At 66.4% G+C, this 16,788-nt stretch carries 13 protein-coding genes; 8 read left to right on the plus strand and 5 right to left on the minus strand.

The annotated features are described in order from the left end of the window. Window positions 1-9: 9 nt before the first annotated feature. The 5 genes from OG394_RS01230 to OG394_RS01250 all read right to left on the minus strand — a co-directional run bounded on the left by OG394_RS01230 (window position 10) and on the right by OG394_RS01250 (window position 5,252). Entirely contained in the window at window positions 10-975 is a 966-nt protein-coding gene (locus OG394_RS01230; RefSeq protein WP_328992859.1) for an arabinan endo-1,5-alpha-L-arabinosidase, read from the minus strand. Further along, window positions 972-1,817 carry a carbohydrate ABC transporter permease gene (locus OG394_RS01235; RefSeq protein WP_328992860.1) on the minus strand — a complete coding sequence of 282 codons (846 nt, stop codon included), beginning with the start codon at window positions 1,815-1,817 and terminating at the stop codon, window positions 972-974. The genes OG394_RS01230 and OG394_RS01235 overlap by 4 nt, the downstream gene beginning before the upstream one ends. Next, a complete protein-coding gene (locus OG394_RS01240; protein WP_328992861.1) occupies window positions 1,814-2,740 on the minus strand; it encodes a carbohydrate ABC transporter permease in 927 nt (308 codons plus the stop codon). The genes OG394_RS01235 and OG394_RS01240 overlap by 4 nt, the downstream gene beginning before the upstream one ends. Before the next feature lies 1 nt (window position 2,741). Next, window positions 2,742-4,073 (minus strand): extracellular solute-binding protein, encoded by a 1,332-nt coding sequence (locus OG394_RS01245; protein ID WP_328992862.1) that lies wholly within the window; start codon window positions 4,071-4,073, stop codon window positions 2,742-2,744. 168 nt (window positions 4,074-4,241) lie between these two features. Next, window positions 4,242-5,252, minus strand: coding sequence for a LacI family DNA-binding transcriptional regulator (locus OG394_RS01250; protein ID WP_328992863.1), 1,011 nt, complete (start codon window positions 5,250-5,252; stop codon window positions 4,242-4,244). A 207-nt stretch (window positions 5,253-5,459) separates the two neighbouring features. On the opposite strand from OG394_RS01250, the gene araB reads away from it, so the two are divergent. The 8 genes from araB to OG394_RS01290 all read left to right on the plus strand — a co-directional run bounded on the left by araB (window position 5,460) and on the right by OG394_RS01290 (window position 16,450). Next, window positions 5,460-7,127, plus strand: a complete 1,668-nt coding sequence (araB, locus tag OG394_RS01255; protein ID WP_328992864.1) for a ribulokinase — start codon at window positions 5,460-5,462, stop codon at window positions 7,125-7,127. Then, on the plus strand, window positions 7,124-7,783 hold the full coding sequence (locus OG394_RS01260) for an L-ribulose-5-phosphate 4-epimerase (RefSeq protein ID WP_328992865.1): 660 nt from the start codon (window positions 7,124-7,126) through the stop codon (window positions 7,781-7,783). The genes araB and OG394_RS01260 overlap by 4 nt, the downstream gene beginning before the upstream one ends. 19 nt (window positions 7,784-7,802) lie before the next feature. Further along, on the plus strand, window positions 7,803-9,308 hold the full coding sequence (gene araA / locus OG394_RS01265; RefSeq protein ID WP_328992866.1) for an L-arabinose isomerase: 1,506 nt from the start codon (window positions 7,803-7,805) through the stop codon (window positions 9,306-9,308). A gap of 696 nt (window positions 9,309-10,004) precedes the next feature. Then, entirely contained in the window at window positions 10,005-11,315 is a 1,311-nt protein-coding gene (locus OG394_RS01270) for an ABC transporter substrate-binding protein (protein ID WP_328992867.1), read from the plus strand. Beyond that, on the plus strand, window positions 11,312-12,220 hold the full coding sequence (locus OG394_RS01275) for a carbohydrate ABC transporter permease (RefSeq protein ID WP_328992869.1): 909 nt from the start codon (window positions 11,312-11,314) through the stop codon (window positions 12,218-12,220). Before OG394_RS01270 ends, OG394_RS01275 begins: the two co-directional genes overlap by 4 nt. Further along, window positions 12,220-13,083, plus strand: a complete 864-nt coding sequence (locus OG394_RS01280) for a carbohydrate ABC transporter permease (protein ID WP_328992871.1) — start codon at window positions 12,220-12,222, stop codon at window positions 13,081-13,083. The genes OG394_RS01275 and OG394_RS01280 overlap by 1 nt, the downstream gene beginning before the upstream one ends. A gap of 30 nt (window positions 13,084-13,113) precedes the next feature. Next, entirely contained in the window at window positions 13,114-15,336 is a 2,223-nt protein-coding gene (gene yicI, locus OG394_RS01285; protein ID WP_328992872.1) for an alpha-xylosidase, read from the plus strand. Between the two features lie 49 nt (window positions 15,337-15,385). Continuing rightward, entirely contained in the window at window positions 15,386-16,450 is a 1,065-nt protein-coding gene (locus tag OG394_RS01290) for a DNA glycosylase AlkZ-like family protein (RefSeq protein WP_328992873.1), read from the plus strand. Window positions 16,451-16,788: the final 338 nt, after the last annotated feature.

Consider the following 16,788-nt stretch of genomic DNA (forward strand, 5'->3'; position numbering starts at 1 on the left):
GATTCAGGACTAGCTGACACGCGGCCAGCCGTCCGAACCCCAGCTGAGCTGGCGAAGATCGAGGCGGAAGTCACCGTTGGCGTCCGCGTCGTAGTAGTGGTGGGCGAGCGTGTTGCCGTAGACGGACTGGCCGCCCGGGCCGATCTTGCGTCCGCTGCTGCTCAAGATGACCGTGCCGCCGCCTTGCAACAAAGCCTTGCCGGCCTTGTCGCTATAAGGCCCGCTGACCGAACGCGAGCGCCCGACGGCGATCTTGTACGTGCTGTCGGTACCACGGCAGCAGAAGTCGAACGAGACGAAGAGGTAGTACCAGCCATTACGCGACACGACGTACGGCGCCTCGACCGCGTTCGGTGGTTCGCGCCGGTCGGCCAGTCGCAGTGGTGCGCCCTGACCGGGAGCGGCGAGCCCCGATGGCCATTGCAGCCGGATCATCCGGATCCCGCTCCAGAACGACCCGAACGCCATCCACGGAACTCCCTGGCCATCGGTGATGATGCCCGGGTCGATCGCGTTGTAGTCGTCCGTCGGCAAAGACCGGTGCACGAGGCCCCGATCGACCCAGCGGTACGCCGGATCGCGCGGGTTCAGCGTGGTGTTCGTGGCGAGCGCGATCACCGACCGATTCGAGCCGAACGTCGAGGCGGAGTAGTAGAGGTAGTACGTGCTGCCGCGCTTGACGATCTCCGGCGCCCAGAGGTTCGAGACGCCCGGCACCTCGGTGGAAAGCCAGGCGGGGATCCGGTCGAACACCGTGCCCGCGAACGTCCAGTGCTTGCCATCGCTCGAGTGGCGGATCTGAACCGTGCCACCGCCCACCCGTTCGTCGCCGGTGGAGAACACGTACCAGTCATCGCCCGTGCGAATCAGCGCCGGATCATGCGTCCGCAGGTCACCCGTCAACGCAGGCGCCGCGCTCGCGGGCAAACCGATCGTCAGCAAAAGGCAAGTAATTAAGGCCAGAAGTCGTTTCATCCCTTGATCCCCGCATCTCCCACGCCGCGGACGACGTGTCGTTGGAATAGTGCGTAGATGATCAGCAGGGGGAGTCCGCCGAGCACGGCGGACGCCATGATCTGGGCGTACCGCAGGCCGTATGACCCCTGCACATTGGCGAGACCGACCGGAATCGTCATCATCGACGGATCGGTGGTGACGATGAACGGCCAGAGAAAGTTGTTCCAGGCACCGATGAAGGTGAAGATGCCGACGGCACCGAGAATGGGCCGCGACATCGGCAGCATCACGCTCCAGATGATCCGGGACCGAGTCGCGCCGTCGACCCGGGCCGCGTCTTCGTAATCGCGCGAGACTCCGTCGAAGAACTTCTTCAGTACGAACACCATCACCGGCGCGACCACCTGCGGCAGCACCACACCCCAATAGGTATCAACGAGTCGCAGACTGGTCATCTCGGCGAACAGCGGCACGATTAGCACCTGCGGCGGCACCAGGATCCCGGCCACCAGCAGCCCGAACAACGGCTTCCGCCCGGGAAAGTCCATCCGCGAGAAGCCGTACGCCGCCAGCACCGACACCACCAGGGTGAGAGAGGTGACGAGTACCGCGATGATCGTGCTGTTCAGGAACCAGCGCAGGATCGAGCCTTGTTCCAGCACACTCTGGTACGCCGCCGAGGTGGGTGCCGCCGGCCACCAGGTGATCGGCGTCTGCGTGGTCTCGGCCTCGGGTTTGAGCGACGTGTCGAGCGCCCAGACAAGCGGTACGAGCCAAATCAGCGCGAGCAGTACGGCGCCGACGGCGAGCGCCACCTTGCCGAAGTCGAAGCGGGGTCTACCGATCACGGCGGTGCTCATCGGCCCGCCTCCTTGTTCCCGGAGAAGAGCTTGAACTGGGCGATCGAGACGATCACGATGACGGCGAAGAACATGTACGAGATCGCGGACGCATAGCCGATCCGGTAACTGGTGAAGCCGCTCTCGTAGATGTACTGGATGATCGGCCGGGTGCTGAAGTTCGGCCCGCCGTCGGTCATCAGGTAGATCTGGTCGAAGATCTTCAGCGACGCCACCAGTTGCAGTACGACGATCAGACCGGTCGTGCGGCTCATCAGCGGCAGGGTGATGCGCCAAAGCTTGTGCCAGCCATTCGCGCCGTCGATCGCGGCCGCCTCGTACACCTGCTCAGGAATCCCTTGCAGAGCAGCGAGATAGAGCAGGAAGTTGAAGCCAACCGTCCACCAGACGGTCGTGATGACGACCGCGAGCATGGCCCGGTTCTCGGTATTGAGCCAGTCGATCTCGGCCAGTCCGGCAGAGCCGAGTATGCCGTTTACGAGACCGAATCCGGGCTGGTAGATCCAGACCCAGATCAGCGTCACGACCGTTGCCGGCAAGACGAATGGCGCAAAGTACGAGAAGCGCAGGAACCAGCCGAGAAAGCCTTTCCGATTGGCGAGTAGCGCCATTACCAAGGCGATTACGACCAGCGGGGGAGTGCTCATCAGCGTGAAGACCAGCGTGTTCTTCAGCGAGGCCCAGACCGCCGGATCGTTGAACATCTCGCGCCAGTTCTGCAAACCGAGGAACTCGCGCTGAACGCCGGCCAGGCTGGTGTCGAAGAAGCTATTCCATAACCCGCTGACCGTCGGCCAGAGCAGGAAAAAGGCGAACAAAATAAGGAAGGGCGCGGCGAACAACAGGCCGCCCCACCGTTCGCTGAACGGCGGTCCCTCGGTGCGGACTTTGGCGCGCGAGCGGGAAATCGTGGTGACGGCCATATCAACTCCTACCGGACACAGGGGACGGAGTATCGAGCAGCTTTTGGGCAGCCGCCTTGAACTGGTCCAGCGCCTGCCGCGGCGTCGCTCGGCCCGCGTACACGCCGGAGAAGGCCGCGCCGGCGTCGTTCTGCAACTGCGCGCCCGATCCGCTGAACCAGGCGTCCGGGTCGAACTGCACTTCCGTGGCGACTGAGCGGTAGTTCGCCTGCGGTTGCAGCGCCAAATACTCGGCGCCCTTGGCAACTGGCTGATACGCCGGGATGTGCCCGCCCGCGGCCCAGGCGGCGCTGTGCTTCAGCATCCAGGCGATATACGTGATGGTGGCCTTGGTGTCCGCCGCACTCCGGCCGTTCTGGTGGGGCAGCACGAAGGTGTGCGCATCACCAGCACAACGCGGTACGTCGTACACCTGGGGGAACGGTGCCATCCCGAACGGCATCTTCGCGGCCTGGTACGTGGTGACCTCCCACTCGCCGTTGAAGCTCAACCCGGCATCGCCATTGGTGAACGTCGCGACCAGCGCCGCGTAGTCGGCAGAGCGAGGCGTCAGACCGTCGGTGGCGAGTTTCGACATCAGCTGCAGGGCTTCGATCGCCTTGTCGTCGTCCAGCGCGAGCCGGGTGCCGCTCTCGTCGAAGAACGGGCCCTCGAGTTGCCCGTACAGCGTCCACCAAAGGCGCCACGGGTTCGTCGTCTCCACCGAAGCGGCGAACTTGCCGGTGACGTCCTTGACCGCCCGCATCATCTCGACGAGCGCGTCCACACCCTTGACCGGCTTGATCAGGCCGTCGGGCCCGAGCAGCCCGGCCTTCTTGCAGATCTCCGTGTTGTAGTACATGACGAACGGATGCTGATCGAGCGGTACGGCGTACAACTGGCCGTCGACCAGGCATCGCTGCCACGTCTCCGGCAGGAAGTCCGCCTCCGTCACGCCCTCGGCGGCCAGCAGGTCAAGCGGTATCGGGTCGAGCAAGGTGGTCGGGCTGAATCCCTTCAACCGCGACAGGTGCAACGTCGCGACTTCGGGGGCACGACCGCCCGCGGCCGACATCGCCAGCTTCGTGTAGAACGGTGGACCCCACGCGAGCGTGTGCGCCTGGAAGTCGAGATCCTTGTGCTCGGCAACGAACTGCTCGTGGATCTGCAACAGCCGGGCGCCGTCGCCACCGCCGAACAGGTTCCACTCCCGGACTCGCGGGCGGCCGCTGAAACTGCCGCAACCACTCAGGCCGCCGGCCAGGCCGAGACCACCGGCCAGTGCTCCGGCTATGACGGCGCGTCGGGACGGTCTGGTGGTGCGGGGTGGGATGGGTTTGCGGGCAGGGTGCATCGCGTGTCCTCCTGGCGGTTGGCAAACACGCCCCGGCACGCTGCGAAGGCTGTGGGGGCGGCTCGTTACGACACGTTTACACCGGTGTAAAGGCGATGATGCACGCACGCTGTACGGGCGTCAAGGCCTGGCCAGGATCGGTGGAATGCCCGCGGATCAGGCTGCGGGTCAGGCGATTCCGGCGGTGGACTCGCGGATCCGGAGGGCGTACGGCGCGGTGATCTCGCGCCATTCGGCCTGGTCGCCGCCCATCCGCTGGACGAGCAGTTCGACCGCCATCCGGGCGATCTCCGTACGGCTCGGATCCACCGTGGTGAGGGTGGGCGTGCTGTACCGCGCCTCGTCGATATCGTCGAATCCGGCAACGGCGACATCGTCCGGAATCCGCACGCCGTGGCGCGTCAAAACGCGGATCGCGCCGAGGGCCAGCGTGTCGTTCAAGCCGATCACCGCGTCGAACCGGTTGCCGGAGGCCAGCAGTTGTTCCATCGCCTCGGCGCCGGTCGAGCGGTGCCAGGGGCCGGCCTTCATTGCGAGCTTCTTCACCGGCCGGACGCCTGCGGCCTCCATTGCTTCCAGGTACGCGCCGTACCGGATGGCGGCCGTGCCAGCCTGCTCGCCCGGGTGGGTGCCGAGTACGGCGATCCGGCGACGGCCTGCCGCGATCAGGTGCTCCACCGCGGCGCGCGTCCCGGCTACGTTGTCGATCGCGACGTGGTCGACCGGGCCGCGGAAGATGCGCTCGCCGAGCAGTACCAGCGGGGTCGTCGTGCGCAGCCGGTCCGCGTCGGCGGGGCCGAGCGCGAGCGGGCTGAAGAGCAGGCCGTCCACGAGCTGGCCGCGCTCGCTCGACAGCACGGTCAGCTCGCGCTCCCGCTTGGCGCCGGTCTGCTCGATCATCACGGTCAGACCGTGCTCCTCGGCCGCGCTGATGACCGCGTCCGCGAGCTCGGCGAAGTACGGCAGGCTCAGTTCCGGTACGGCGAGGCCGATGATGCCGGTCCGGCCGGAGCGGAAGTTCCGGGCGGAGAGGTTCAGCTGGTACCCGAGCTCCTCGACCGAGGCGAGCACGCGCTGCCGGGTGGTCTCGCGGATGTGGGGGAAGCCGCTGAGCACGTTCGACACGGTTTTGGGGGACACGCCGGCGTGCTTCGCGACGTCTCGCATGGTGACGGCCATTTGAGTCACACGCTAATACACCGCCGCGTGGCAGTCCCGGGGAATCGCCACGCCGCGCCGCCGTACCGCTGGTGTTCGTCGGCCGCGATGCGGGATTAGCCCTTGCCAGATAGTATTGTTAGCGCTAACAATATCCACGCGGCCGGCCCTGCCCGAGCCGGTGAGCAAGTCACGTCAGCGAACCAAGAGATTGCGCCGGGAGAGATAGTGAGCGTGAGCAACGCGTGTGTCGTCGGAGTCGACTTCGGCACGTTGTCCGGCCGGGCCGTCGTCGTGCGGGTCGCGGACGGCGTACAACTCGGCACGGCGGAGCACCTGTACTCGCACGGCGTCATCGAGCAGAGCCTGCCCGGTTCGAACGTCCCGCTCGGGCCGAGTTGGGCATTGCAGGCGCCGTCTGACTGGCTCGACGTACTGCGTGAGGCCGTGCCCGTGGCCTTGACCGCAGCCGGCGTCGACCCGGCCGACGTGATCGGGATCGGCACCGACTTCACCGCCTGCACGGTGCTGCCGACCCTCGCCGACGGCACCCCGCTCTGCGAGGTCGACGGCCTGGCCGACCGGCCGCACGCCTGGCCGAAGTTGTGGAAGCACCACGCGGCCCAGGCGCAGGCCGACCGGATCAACGCACTCGCCGCCGAGCGCGGTGAGTCCTGGCTGCCGAGGTACGGCGGCAAGATCTCCTCGGAGTGGGAGTTCGCCAAGGCGCTGCAGGTCCTGGACGAGGACCAGGAGCTGTACGACCGTACGGAGCGCTGGATCGAGGCCGCGGACTGGATCATCTGGCAGCTCACCGGCCAGGAGAGCCGCAACGTCTGTACCGCCGGCTACAAGGGCATCCACCAAGACGGGCAGTACCCGTCCCGCGAGTACCTGGCCGCGCTGGATCCCCGCTTCGCGGACTTCACGGCGAAGCTCGAGCATCCGCTGTCGGGTCTGGGGGAGGAGGCCGGCATACTCACCGCACAGGCCGCCGCCTGGACCGGTCTGACCGAAGGCACAGTCGTTGCCGTGGGCAACGTTGACGCCCACGTCACGGCCGCCGCGGCCGACGCGGTCCGCCCTGGCCAACTGGTAGCGATCATGGGTACGTCGACCTGCCACGTGATGTCGTCGAACCAGGCCGCCGACGTGCCGGGCATGTGCGGCGTGGTCTGGGAAGGCATCGTGCCGGGCCTGTGGGGATACGAGGCCGGGCAATCAGGAGTCGGCGACATCTTCGGCTGGTTCGTCGACACGGCCGTGCCCGCGGCGTACGTCGCGGAGGCCGAGCGTCGCGGTCAGACCGTGCACGAATACCTGACCACGCTCGCCGAGGCGCAACCGGTGGGCCGGCACGGGCTGGTCGCGCTCGACTGGCACAACGGCAACCGCTCGGTGCTGGTCGACCACGACCTGTCCGGCGTGATCATCGGTCAGACCCTGGCCACCCGCCCGGAGGACACGTATCGCGCGCTGATCGAGGCGACCGCCTTCGGCACGCGGACCATCATCGAGGCGTTCGAGTCCAGCGGCGTTCCGGTCGGCGAGTTCGTTGCCGCGGGCGGTCTGCTGAAGAACAAGTTCCTCATGCAGACGTACGCCGATGTGCTGCGGCGGCCGATCTCCGTCATCGGTGCCGAGCAGGGGCCCGCCCTCGGTTCGGCCATCCACGCCGCCGTCGCCGCGAAGGCCTATCCCGACATCGCCTCGGCCGCGGCCGCGATGGGCGACCGGACCGAAGCGGCGTACGTGCCGGACGAGAGCCGCAGCGACCGGTATGACGAGCTCTACCGGATCTACCACGAACTGCACGACCACTTCAGCGCCCAAGCGGCCGGAAGTACCGACGTACTGCATCGTCTCCGCTCGATCCGGAATGAGGTGGCCCGATGAGCCGCGCCGTGGAAGCCGCCCGCGAAACCGTGTGCCGGCTGCACGCCGAGCTGGTCCGGTACCAGCTGGTGACGTGGACGGCCGGCAACGTCTCCGGCCGGGTCGAGGGCGAAGACCTGTTCGTGATCAAGCCGAGCGGCATCTCGTACGACGATCTCACCCCCGAGTCGATCGTCGTGTGCGACCTCGACGGCAAGCTGGTGGACGGTGAGCTGGCGCCTTCGAGCGATACGGCCGCCCACGCGTACGTCTATCGCGCGATGCCGGAGGTCGGTGGTGTCGTGCACACCCACTCGACGTACGCCACGGCCTGGGCTGCGCGCGGTGAGCCGATCCCGTGCGTACTGACCGCGATGGCGGACGAGTTCGGCGGGGAGATCCCGATCGGCCCGTTCGCGCTGATCGGCAACGACGATATCGGCAAGGGCATCGTCGCCACGTTGGAGGCGCATCGATCGCCCGCGGTGCTGATGCGCAACCATGGCGTGTTCACGATCGGACCGAATCCGGCCGCCGCGGTCAAGGCCGCGGTGATGTGCGAGGACGTCGCCCGGACCGTGCACCTGGCCCGCGCCGGCGGGGACGTCGTACCGATTGATCCGGTCGCGATCGACCGGCTGCACGAGCGATACCGCACCGCCTACGGCCAGCGCTGACTTGAGGAGAAAAAGCCATATGACGACGCAAGCCGCCGGTGAGATCTGGTTCCTGACCGGAAGCCAGGGCCTGTACGGCGAGGACACCCTGCGCCAGGTCGCCGCCCAGTCGCAGCAGATCGCGGCAGAGCTCGGCCAGTCGGACGAGATCGGCCCGCGGATCGTCTGGAAGCCGGTACTCACCGAGCCCGACGCGATCCAGCGGATCTGCCAGGAGGCGTCGATCGCGCCCGAGTGTGTCGGCGTGATCGCCTGGATGCACACGTTCTCCCCGGCGAAGATGTGGATCGCCGGTCTGGACGCGCTGCGCGCCCCGCTGCTGCACCTGCACACGCAGGCGAACGTCGCGCTGCCGTGGGCCGATATCGACATGGACTTCATGAACCTGAACCAGGCCGCGCATGGCGACCGGGAGTTCGGCTTCATGCAGACCCGCCTTGGTGTCGCGCGGACGACCGTGGCCGGGCACGTCAGTGATCCCGACGTCTGCCGCCGCATCGGGGTTTGGTCGCGCGCGGCCGTCGGCTATGCGGCGATGCGTTCGCTGAAGCTGGCGCGCTTCGGCGACAACATGCGTGGGGTTGCCGTGACCGAAGGCGACAAGGTGGAGGCGCAGCATCGGTTCGGCGTCTCGGTCAACACGTACGCCGTGAACGAGTTGGTGCTGGCGGTCGACGAGGTCTCCGATGCTGACGTCGATGCCTTGGTCAAGGAGTACGACGACGTCTACCAGGTCGCTAGCGATTTGCGGGTGGGAGGCGAGCGGCACGAGTCGCTGCGGTATGCGGCCCGGATCGAGGCGGGGCTGCGCGGGTTCCTCACGGATGGCGGCTTCGGCGCGTTCACGACGAACTTCGAGGATCTTGGTGGTTTGCGGCAGCTGCCGGGTCTCGCCGTACAGCGCTTGATGGCCGACGGGTACGGGTTCGGTGGTGAAGGCGACTGGAAGACGTCGCTGCTGCTCGCCACGGTCAAGCGGATGGGCGCCGGGCGTGCCGGTGGTACGTCGTTTATGGAGGACTACACGTATCACCTGGTGCCGGGGGAGGAGCGGATCCTCGGCGCGCACATGCTCGAGGTCTGCCCGACGATCTCCGGCGGGGTGCCGACCGTGGAGATCCACCCACTCGGGATCGGCGGCCGGGAGGATCCGGTCCGCCTGGTCTTCGACGCGGATCCTGGTCCGGCCGTGGTGGTCGGGCTGGCCGATCTGGGCGATCGCTTCCGCCTGGTGGCCAACGAGATCGACGTCGTACCGCCGGACGAGCCGCTGCCCAGCCTCCCGGTTGCGCGCGCCGTCTGGAAACCCCGCCCCAACCTCCGTACCTCGGCCGAGTCCTGGCTGATGGCCGGCGCCCCCCACCACACCGTCCTGTCGAGCGCCGTCGGCACCGAAGAACTCACCGACCTCGCCGAAATGACCCGCACCGAACTCCTGGTCATCGACGCCGACACCACCACCCGCCAACTAACCAAAGAAATCCGCTGGAACCAGGCCTACTACCGCCTAGCCTCCCCCCTCTAACGCCTACCCCCTGGACGACTCCTCCCTCGGGGCCGCGGCGGCCCCCTCCCGCCGCGGCCCCCTCCACCTCTCGCCTCCACGTCTCCGCTTTGCCGGAGCGGCCACATCTGGTCCACCACGCCAACGTTGCCCCGTTCGCCAGGCGGACCAGATATGCCCCCTCCGACAAATAAGACAACCGCCCCCACCTCCACACCCCCACCACGGCCGGACCCGAACTGCGCCCCGCCTGCGCAGCCCCCTCCACGGTCGGACGCACAATGCGGCGCGCCTTCGGACAACCCGCCACGGTCGGACGCAGAAGGCGACCCGCCTGCGCTCTCCGCCACGGTCGGACGCCGAATGCGGGCCGCCTCTGCAAACCTCGCGACGGTCGGACGCGGAATGCGGTGCGCCTGTGGATGGCGAGCCCATGGTGGCTGGCCGAGCACCGCACACGTTTGGGGCGATTTGTGGAGAACTCTCTCGCGAGGTGCCTCCTTGTGTGGCGCGTGTACAAGCGCAACGAGGCACCGCGCGGAGGGGTTTTCCACAGATCCCCTCGAGCATGTGCAGGGGCTGACGTATTGACGGTGGTGGGTCGGTCCCCTAGCTTTGTCGAAGCGCTTCGACAGTACTCCTCGATAGTGATCCCCGGCAGCTTCTGGGCGGGTCCTTCGGAGTAGTAGCGACCACTCGTCAGAAGGAGAGACAGTCATGCGGTCTGCCCGCGGATTCGTTGCAGTAGGGGCCGCGTTGACCGCGCTGGCCTTGGTCCTGGCCGGATGCGGCAGTGGGGACGACAAGGGGGCCGACGCGGGCGGCGGCGCGCTCAAGTTGTGGCATTACGAAGGTGCCGACAGCGCCATGGGCGTGGCCTGGGACAAGGCGATCGAGGTGTTCAAGGCCGAGCACCCGGGCGTACAGGTCCAGTTCGAGCGGAAGGCGTTCGAGCAGATCCAGCAGAACGCGTCGATGATCCTCGCGTCCGACCAGGCGCCCGACGTGATGGAGTACAACAAGGGCAACGCCACGGCCGGCCTGCTGTCGTCGAAGGGGCTGCTCGCCGACCTCACCGAGGAGGCCGAGAGCCGCGGCTGGGACAAGGCGTTGAGCCCGAGCCTGCAGACCACCGCCAAGTACGACGACAAGGGCGTGATGGGCTCGGGCAAGTGGTTCGGCATCCCGAACTACGGCGAGTACGTGATGGTCTACTACAACAAGGCCCTCTTCAAGCAACACGGTGTCGCCGTGCCGAAGACCCTGGCCGAGCTGACCCAGGCGATGGACACGTTCGTCGCCAAGAAGGTCACGCCGCTGGGGATGGCAGGCGCGGAGTACCCGGCCGGCCAGCTCTACTACCAGCTCGCGCTGTCCAAGGCCGATCGCAAGTTCGTGGACGACTACCAGCTGTACAAGAGCCCGGTGGACTTCACGAAGGACCCGGTGAAGTACGGCGCGGACACGTTCAAGGAGTGGGTGAGCAAGGGGTACATCTCCAAGCAGTCCGCGAGCCTCAAGGCCGAGGACATGGGTACGGCGTTCATGGCGGGCAAGACGCCGATGATCTTCAGCGGATCCTGGTGGTACGGCCGTTTCGCCGCCGAGATCAAGAAGTTCGAGTGGGGCACGTTCCTCTTCCCGGAGACCAAGCTGCACCTCGGCTCGTCGGGCAACCTCTGGGTCGTACCGGAGAGCTCCAAGAACAAGAAGCTCGCGTACGACTTCATCGACATCACGATGCGCCCCGAGATCCAGAACATCCTCGGTGAGAAGGGCGGCGTACCGGTCCGGGCAGACCTGTCGAAGGTGACCGACGCGAAGAACAAGGAACTGATCGCCAACTTCGACACGATCACCAAGGCCGACGGTCTGGCGTTCTACCCCGACTGGCCCGTCCCCGGCTACTACGACGTTCTGGTGGCCGGCGGCCAATCCCTGATCAACGGGTCGAAGACCACCGACCAGGTGCTGACGGACTTCGCGAAGGCCTACACGGACGGCGTACAGGAGATCGAGAACGGATGAGCGCCCGCCAACTCGGGCGTTCCGCGGCAGGCTTCTGGTGGTACCTACTGCCAGGAGCCGTCGCGTTCATCGCGATCGTGGCCGTGCCGTTCGGCGCCAACATCTACCTCTCCCTGACGAAGTGGAGTGGAGTCGGATCGCCGCGGTTCATCGGAGCTGACAACTACACGCGATTGCTGCAGGACGACGTCTTCTGGGGCTCGTTCCGCAACAGTCTCGCGATGGTCGTCGCGATGGTGATCGTGCCGACCGTCATCGGCCTGCTGCTCGCTTCGACCCTGTTCGACGTCATCGGCCGCAGGTTCGGAAACAAGACCGCGTCGTTCCTGCGGGCGACTTTCTACCTTCCGCAAGTCCTTCCGGTAGTTGTCGCCGGCATCCTTTGGGGTTGGCTGCTGCGTCCCGATGGTGCCTTCAACGCGCTGCTGAACGCGATCGGCCTCGGTGGGCTGAGTCACGACTGGCTGGGCGATCCGCGGACGGCGTTGCCGATGGTCATGCTGGTGATGATCTGGGTCCAGATCGGCTATCCCGTCGTCATCTTCATGGCCGCGCTACAGCGAGTCGACCCTGATCTGTACGAGGCCGCCGAGATCGATGGCGCCGGCTGGTTCCGCCGGTTCCAGGCGATCACCCTGCCGCAGATCCGGCCGGAGACGTTCGTCGTCGCGTTGACTTGCACGATCGCGGCGTTGAAGGTGTTCGGCCCGATCTGGGCGCTGACCCGCGGCGGCCCGAACAACGCGACCACCGTGCCGTCGTACTTCGCCTACAACGCCTTCTTCAACAAGCTTCAAGTCGGGTACGGCGCTGCCGTGGCGACCGCGTTGACGCTGTTGATCGTCATCGTCAGTCTCGCGTTCCTGCGAATCCAGAGCCGAACCGAATCCGCGGAGGAACGCTGATGGCCGCGATGACCCGATCCAGGCGGGATCCGGATCGGTACCGCAAGGGCCCGATGCGCTGGCTGGTGCTCGCGCTGTTGGTGTTCACGGCCGCCCTGGTGCTGGTGCCGTTCGCGCTGATGCTGCTGAACGCCTTCAAATCCCCGGCCGACTATTCCGGCAACGGCCCGTTGAGTTGGCCGGACTCGTTCCAGCTCGACGGCCTCGCGACGTACTGGCGTCAGGTGCGGTTCGAGCAGAAGCTGCTGAACTCGATCGTGATCTCCGGCTCGGTCGCAGTGCTCGGCGTCGTACTGTCCCTGCTCAACGCGTACGCGCTCGGCGTTGGCCGGGTCCGCGGCCGGGTCTGGATCGTCGGGTTGTTCCTGCTGGCAAACATGGTGCCGCAGGAAGCGCTCGTCTATCCGCTGTACTTCTTGGCTAAAGAAACCGGCCTCTACAACAGCCGGCTCAGCGTGATCATCATCTTCACCGTCATCCAGAGCGCGTTCGGCACCTACCTGCTCGCCTCGGTGCTCGGCACCTTCCCGAAGGCGTTGCTCGAGGCGGCCGCGATCGATGGCGCGAGCCGCTGGACGACCTTGTGGCGCGTGGTGGTGCCGACGTTGCGGCCGACGCTTTCGGTACTGCTGATCTTCTTCTTCATCTGGACCTGGAACGAGTTCTTCATTCCGCTGGTGATGCTGATCGACAACAGCACCCAGACGGTTCCCCTCGCGCTGGCCTCACTGCAGGGCGATCGCCTGATGGACGCGACGACGACCAACGCCGGCGCGTTGATCAGTCTGCTGCCGACGGTGATCTTCTTCCTGCTCTTCCAGCGCACCCTCACCCGCGGGGTCACCGCGGGCGCAGTCAAATGACCGCCGGACCGACGAAAGGCACGACCACCGATGAAGTTCACCGACGGCTATTGGCAACTGCGCCGGGGCCTGACGCGGCTACGGCCGGCCGGCGTGGAGAGCGTGGAGGCGGGCGACCGTACCCTGACGGTCTTCGCCCCGGCCAAGACGATCGCGGGCCGTGGCGACACGCTCAACCAGCCGCTGTTCACCGTCACGTTCAATTCACCCGCGCCGGACGTGATCGGCGTACGGATCGAACACCACACCGGCGGCCAGCCCAAGCGTCCGGCCTTCGCGCTGACCGCTGAGACCGATCACGCGATCAAGGTCGAGGTCACCGCGGACACCGCGCGCCTCACCACCGGCGAGCTGTCGGTCGTGGTCCGGCTGGATGGACCGTGGGACGTGCGCTTCGAACGCGACGGCAAGTTCCTCACCGGATCGGACGCCCGCAGCATCGGCCTGCTGACCGATCCGAACGGCCGCCGCTATCTGCACGAACAACTCGCACTCGGAGTCGGCGAGACCGTCTACGGGCTGGGGGAGCGGTTCGGCCCGCTGGTCAAGAACGGCCAGGTCGTCGACATCTGGAACGCCGATGGCGGTACGTCGAGCGAGCAGGCGTACAAGAACGTGCCGTTCTACCTCAGCAGCGCGGGGTACGGCGTACTCGTCGATCATCCCGGCGAGGTGTCGTTCGAGGTCGGGTCCGAGGTGGTCTCGCGTAACCAGTTCAGCGTCGAGGACGAGGTGATGCAGTACTACGTTTTCGGCGGACCCGGCCCGAAGGACGTGCTGCGCCGCTACACCGCGCTGACCGGCCGTCCGGCGCGCGTACCCGCGTGGTCGATGGGGTTGTGGTTGTCGACGTCGTTCACCACCGACTACAACGAGCAGACCACGACGGGGTTCGTCGATGGGATGGCCGATCGCGATCTGCCGTTGAGCGTGTTCCACTTCGACTGCTTCTGGATGCGGCAGTTCCACTGGTGCGACTTCCTCTGGGATCCGGAGGCCTTCCCGGATCCGGCCGGCATGCTGAGCCGGTTGAAGGCGCGCGGGTTGCGGATCAGCTTGTGGATCAACCCTTATATCGCGCAGCGTTCGGTGTTGTTCGAGGAAGGCCGGGAGCTCGGCTATCTGGTGCGACGGCCGGACGGTTCGGTCTGGCAATGGGACATGTGGCAGGCCGGGATGGCGATCGTCGACTTCACCAATCCGGCGGCGACGGCGTGGTTCCGGTCGAAGTTGCAGGCGTTGATCGACATCGGGGTCGACTGCTTCAAGACCGACTTCGGCGAGCGGATCCCGACCGACGTGGTCTGGGCCGATGGCTCGGATCCACAGCGCATGCACAACTTCTACCCCCAGCTGTACAACCAGGCCGTCTTCGAACTGCTGGAGGAGAATCGCGGGAAGGGCGAGGCCGTACTGTTCGCCCGGTCCGCGACGGTTGGTGGGCAGCAGTTCCCGGTGCACTGGGGTGGTGACTGCGAATCGACGTTCGAGGCGATGGCGGAATCCCTCCGCGGCGGTCTGTCGTTGGCGGCGTCGGGCTTCGGCTATTGGAGTCACGACATCGGCGGCTTCGAGGGAACGCCGGATGCCGCCGTGTTCAAGCGGTGGGTGCCCTTCGGGTTGTTGTCGTCGCACTCGCGGTTGCACGGTTCCGGCTCGTACCGAGTGCCGTGGGCGTTCGACGAAGAGGCCGTGCAGGTCTTGCGGAAGTTCACGAAGCTCAAGCTCGCGCTGATGCCGTACCTGGTCACGGTCGCCGAGGAGGCGCACTCGGCCGGTACGCCGATGATGCGGCCGATGGTGCTGGAGTTCCCCGACGACCCGGCCGTGGCATATCTCGAACGCCAGTACATGTTGGGCCCGGACATCCTCGTCGCGCCGGTGATGAGCCGTAGCGGGGAGGTGCGGTTCTACCTCCCGGCTGGGACGTGGACGCACTTGCTCAGCGGCGAACAGGTCGAGGGTTCGAGGTGGATCACCCAGACGTACGACTTCGACAGCCTGCCCGTCTTCGTCCGCGAAGGCGCCGTACTGGCCTTCGGCGCCGTTGACGACCGACCCGAGTACGACTGGGCCGAGGGCGTTGACCTCAGGTGGTACCGCCCGGCCGAAGGGCAGCACGCCCGCGTTTCCCTTCCTGGCAACGCCGGTATGACGGCCGCCGTACTCGACCTGTCCTTCGAAAACGGCCAGGCCCACGCCACGGTCATCGAAGGCACCTGCGATTCCTTCAAGGTGACCGTTCTGCGCTGACGCGGTTCTGTCGGTGGGTGGTGTTAGACATTGCTGCGTGGCGTTTTCGGTGAGTTATCAGCAGGCCGTTCGGTACAGGTTGGGCGTGAACAACCTGGCCGAGCGGCTGCCTGCTGGTTCGTACGTGCGGGCTGCTTGGGTTGGCCTGCAGGACACGGCACCTCGCGACGCGTTGATCGGGATGCACGCCAGAGTCGACTCCTGCGAACCTTCGGCCTGGCAGCACCCCGACCTTATCCAGACCTACAGCCCGCGCTGGGCGGTTTACGTCCTGCCCGTGGAGGACTTCGGGGTGTTCACGATCGGCCGGCTGCCGCTAGATGTGGACGAACGACGCACGATCGATGACCTGGCCGACAAGATATGCCGCTCACTCGACGGCACCGAACGCCGAGGCCTAGGCCCCGACCTCGACCCGCGTGGCGCCTGTGCCAGCGGGCGATTGGCCCTGCGCTGGACGACCAGCGCGCTGTACGTCCGCGAGGTGCCACGTCCGGAGATCGACTTCGAGGAGGCGCACAAGGAGCTCGCCCGCCGGCATCTGCACGCGTTCGGTCCCACCACCGTGGACGCTTTCGCTTGGTGGGCAGGCGTCTCGAAGCCAGACGCCCAGGAGATTTGGCGAATGCTCGCGCCCGAACTTCTGCCGGTCGACCTCGAAGACCATCGGCACCTGGGGCCGCCGCTCCGGCCACATCAACGCCAAGCTCGCCGACCCCCTATCCGCCAAAACCCGATCCACCATCGAAGCCGAAGCCCTATCGCTCCCCATCCCCAACGCAACCATGTCCCTCACCCTCACCGAACACCCCTAGCAGCCTCGCCCCACTCCCTCGTCGCCCGTCTGCTTCTTCTGCCGCGAGTGGTCGCATCTAGCCCACCCCGCGCCTCGGCAGACGTCGGCGGCTCGACCATCTTCCCGAGCGAACTGGACGTTTTCGGGTGGCGGAAAACGTCCAGTCCAATCGGGAAGCTGGTCGAATTCGTGCGTTATCCCGTCAAGTCCTGGGTTCCGGGCCGTCTATTTGGCACCCGAACCAGGACTCCGGCCGCGAACCTCGGTCAGGACCGGCAAGACCAGAGCATCGCAGTGGCTAGCTTCACCGTTAGGTGATGGAGCCCTTGACGCGGCCCGGGTTCACCTGACAATTCGGAAGAGCTCAGGGGACGGGTGGCACCAACACAACTCGGCCCAAGTGGTTCGTCGCAGGCGTTTAGCGTTGATGCGTCCGAATCCGCCCGCCTACGCCGGTGACCAATCGACCCGCCGCGGAATGGGCGAGCGGATACAGACGAATCAACGCAAGGAGAGAAGGCGAGGCGGGTCAACGCATAGGTGGTCAGACGCGACCACTCGCGGGCGAGGGGGGCGGACGTGACCACTCGCGGGGGAAGGGGCGGACGTGACTACCCGCGGTAGGGGGAGGAGGGAACCCCGCCGCGGCCGGAGGG

Origin of the sequence: Kribbella sp. NBC_01245 (assembly GCF_036226525.1) — a bacterium.
Classification (GTDB): Bacteria; Actinomycetota; Actinomycetes; order Propionibacteriales; family Kribbellaceae; genus Kribbella.